At 39.8% G+C, this 3569-nt stretch carries 4 protein-coding genes; 2 read left to right on the top strand and 2 right to left on the bottom strand.

Going from position 1 to position 3569, the window contains the following annotated elements; all coding sequences use genetic code 11:
* On the top strand, positions 1-381 hold a 381-nt coding region (locus JI65_RS16645; RefSeq protein WP_191018289.1), incomplete at its 5' end, for a hypothetical protein.
* 14 nt (positions 382-395) lie between these two features.
* Here JI65_RS16645 and JI65_RS16640 read toward each other — a convergent pair.
* Positions 396-1235 (bottom strand): DUF72 domain-containing protein, encoded by an 840-nt coding sequence (locus JI65_RS16640; protein ID WP_191018288.1) that lies wholly within the window; start codon positions 1233-1235, stop codon positions 396-398.
* Between the two features lie 166 nt (positions 1236-1401).
* Here JI65_RS16640 and JI65_RS16635 point away from each other — a divergent pair, with 166 nt between their 5' ends.
* A complete protein-coding gene (locus JI65_RS16635) occupies positions 1402-2397 on the top strand; it encodes an aldo/keto reductase (protein ID WP_191018287.1) in 996 nt (331 codons plus the stop codon).
* A gap of 234 nt (positions 2398-2631) precedes the next feature.
* Here the strand turns inward: JI65_RS16635 and JI65_RS16630 are convergent, their stop codons facing one another.
* Positions 2632-3441, bottom strand: coding sequence for a SecDF P1 head subdomain-containing protein (locus JI65_RS16630; protein ID WP_191018286.1), 810 nt, complete (start codon positions 3439-3441; stop codon positions 2632-2634).
* Positions 3442-3569: the final 128 nt, after the last annotated feature.

Here is a 3569-nt window from a genome sequence, read left to right as displayed (position 1 = left end):
CCAAACAATGAATCAATTCGTTATGAATATGACCAAAACGGTAATAAAGTTTATGAAGAATCTTCGGACGGTGGAATTTCAAGAAGTGAATTTGACGACAAAGGCCGAATTGTAAAAGAAACATACACGAACGCTTCTTATGATGGAATCCGCGTTTGTTATTGGGAATATTATGATGACGGCGCAATAAAATGGATTAACTCTTCTGACAAACATAAAGGCTGGATTATAAAAGGCAAGTACGACGAATTGCTTGAATACGGATTTGACGATCTTGTAACAAAATACGTCAAAAGAACTTCTTGCACTCATTGGAAAAACGGTCAACTAAAGACAAAAAAAATCTACACTCTTTGGCAAGGCGATTATACCGTTGACTAATAAAGTCTTTGTTTTTAAAGACTTGCTTTTATTATCTCTCCAAGCCTCCTCGCATTTTTTGCACCGCTTCCGTCAGGATGGTTGTTAAAGAAAACCTGAGTCTTTCGTCCTTCTTTAATTGACTGACACACCACAGGAACAAAGCTCTGCAACTCAACTTCGCTGTAATCGTAAGTATAACGCGCTGCACCGTTTGCTGTTTTCTGTTCCTCGGACGCGGACGCATACCACGCTTTTGCATTTCTTCCGTGCATTCGGATATAGGCGTTCTTACCGATAAAAGGAGTTCTTAGAGTTTTTCCGTCTGGAAGGGCAGGACAACTCGGCATGTCACAGAATACAATCCCTGCGCCGTGTTCGTTAAGTCCCTCGAACACGCTTTGACGTATCCATTCGCGGTGCCGAAATTCCACAACACACGGAAACTCTTTAAATTCTTTTAGCAGTGCCGAAAGATAAAATCGATTTTCCGTAACGTAACGAAAACTCTGCGGAAACTGAAAAAGCACTGCGCATAATGCAGATTTTTCGAGCAGGGGCGACACGGCGTTCTTAAAATCATTGGCGCTTTCTTTCCAGCCAGAAGAAATTTCGTGCGTTAAAAGTCGGTTTGCCTTCATGCTAAAAAAAAGCCGACCTTCGCTGCGCTCATAAAACGAAATAATTTGCTTTGGATTCGGCATTCCGTAGAATGAAAAATTCAGTTCAACCGCATTAAAAATCGTGGAATAATATAGAAGAAAATCGTCACGTTTTAAATGTGCAGGATAAAATACGCCCCTCCATTCTGGATAGTCATATCCGCTGGTTCCCAAAAGCAAATTTGTCATGGAGCGAGTATAGCATAACATCATCAAAAAATCTGTTAGTTTAAATTTCGAGTTTTGTTTTTGCAAAAATGAATTTTGTAAGCACAGTTGCGGGAGAACAGAATATTATAAAGACTGAGCTTTTGAATATGTTATACTTTACAAATGACATTGCCACAAAATCAACAATTTGCAAAAGGAGATTTGAAAAATGTACACCCCTAACGAATCACGTTACGAAAAAATGATTTACCGTCACTGCGGAAAAAGCGGGCTAAAACTTCCTGCAATATCGCTTGGACTTTGGCAGAATTTTGGATTTGGCTCAGTTTTTGAGAATGCCGAAAATATGTGTCACAAGGCTTTTGATTTGGGAATCACACATTTTGACCTTGCAAACAATTACGGTCATCCTTTCAATGGTTCGGCAGAGGAAAATTTTAAGAAAATCCTTGACCGCGGGCTTCGCCAGTATCGCGACGAGCTTTGCATTTCTACAAAAGCTGGTTACGAAATGTGGGACGGACCTTACGGTGACAGAAACGGTTCTAGAAAATATCTTATTGCGTCTGTAAATCAAAGTCTAAAACGAATGGGCTTGGATTACGTTGATATTTTCTATCATCATGTTTTTGACCCGAACACGCCGCTTGAAGAAACCGCGCTCGCCCTCGACCAAATTGTGCGTGAAGGAAAGGCACTTTACGTTGGCGTTTCTAATTACAATCGCGAGCAAACTGAACGGATTTCTGCCATTTTTAAGGAACTTAGAACTCCGTTCATCGTAAATCAGCCTTCGTATTCAATGCTCAACCGCTGGGTTGAAGATGACGGGCTGGACACTTGGGTAAAACAAAACGGAATCGGAATTTCGGTTTTCTCACCTCTTTATCAGGGGCTTTTAACCGACCGATATTTGTCAGGAATTCCTGCCGATTCACGGCTCGCCAAAGGAAACACTTCCCTTGTAAATAACTTCAACGAGCATCAGCTTGAAAAAGCAAAAAAACTGAACGAAATCGCCCGTAACAGAAATCAGAAACTTTCCCAAATGGCAATTGCATGGCTTTTGAACAATAAAGCCGTAACGACTGTTTTGATTGGGGCAAGCAAAGTTTCACAAATCGAAGAAAACGTAAAAGCTTTGGAAAATCTTTCTTTTTCGGAAGATGAAATCAAAAGCATTGATGCAATAATACGAAGCTAAACGATAAACGTTCATCAGCTCTTTGAAAGGATTTTGCCTGTGCCGACTTAATGGCTCGGGCAGAATCTCCGAAGCGCGTCATGCAGGCCTTGCCGAAGCACGTCATGCCGAATTTATTTCGGCATCTTCCCCGATTGACTTGCAAGCAGACCAAAGTCCGAGACCGAAGGCCATCTAAAAATCAAAACCATACGGTCATTGAGCGAAATCGAAGCATATCCCGATAATCGTTTTTTAGTATGGAATATTGCAAACTGTAAAAGGCTCGCCGACTGTTTCAGAGCTTACGTTTACGGAACTTTCATACACAGTGTCGCCAATATAAAATCTGATGAGATACGAGTTCGTTAAAGGAATCTTTCTTAATTTTAGGAGTAGTTTGTTTTTTAAATCAAGTATGGCTGGAGGAAGATATTCAACTTCGATTTTGTCAAATTTGTAATGGCTGTAAACGGTCTCTAGATTTTCGAATCTGTCAAAATATCGTGAGTTTCCGAATTTTTTGTAAGTTTTGTCCTGCTTGCAAAAATAGTAGAAAAATGCGTTTATAACTTCGAACGGCTCATTTTGATTTATAGAAACTGGTTCATTCTTCAAATTCAACTCTTTGAATTCGTGCTCATTTTCGGTTGTATCTTTGCTCAAAAGTTTATTGATAGTCAATTGGTCGATGCCAGATACAGCAATCTGGCCACCAGATATTCTGTCGCGAATAACTGCATTTATGATTACAACGCCGTCTGCAAGGCCCATTATTCTTTTACCAATATTTTTGCTTGTGACTTCTTCTAGACGAATGGCTCCTTGCTCTGTTAATTCATAAAGAATCTGTGAGTTGCCAAAAATATCATTGTCCAAGCGGACTTCCTTAATTTCTTTGCTGGCAAAAACAGGCTCGTTTTCTACAACATAAATCTGCTTGCCGTCAGACAGTGAGTTAAAACATTCGATAATCTTGCAATCTTTTGGAATATTTTTGGGAGAAACACCGTTTGAAACAGAATTCCTTACGAGATAAAAACTCACGTTCGGAAGTTCTGACAAAAAGGGAAAGATTCATTAAACAAAAAATAGAAGGCCAATAATTTTCGTTTCATTTTGTTTCCTGCTTGTTTTAGTTCATCGCGTCAGCTTTTTTCTGGTGCTCCGCCATAATCGGATTCCAGTAGTCG

Source organism: Treponema zioleckii, from assembly GCF_014737315.1.
GTDB classification, from domain to species: domain Bacteria; phylum Spirochaetota; class Spirochaetia; order Treponematales; family Treponemataceae; genus Treponema_D; species Treponema_D zioleckii.
The sequence above is the reverse complement of the archived record's forward strand: the minus strand, read 5'-3'. Positions and strand labels throughout refer to the sequence as shown.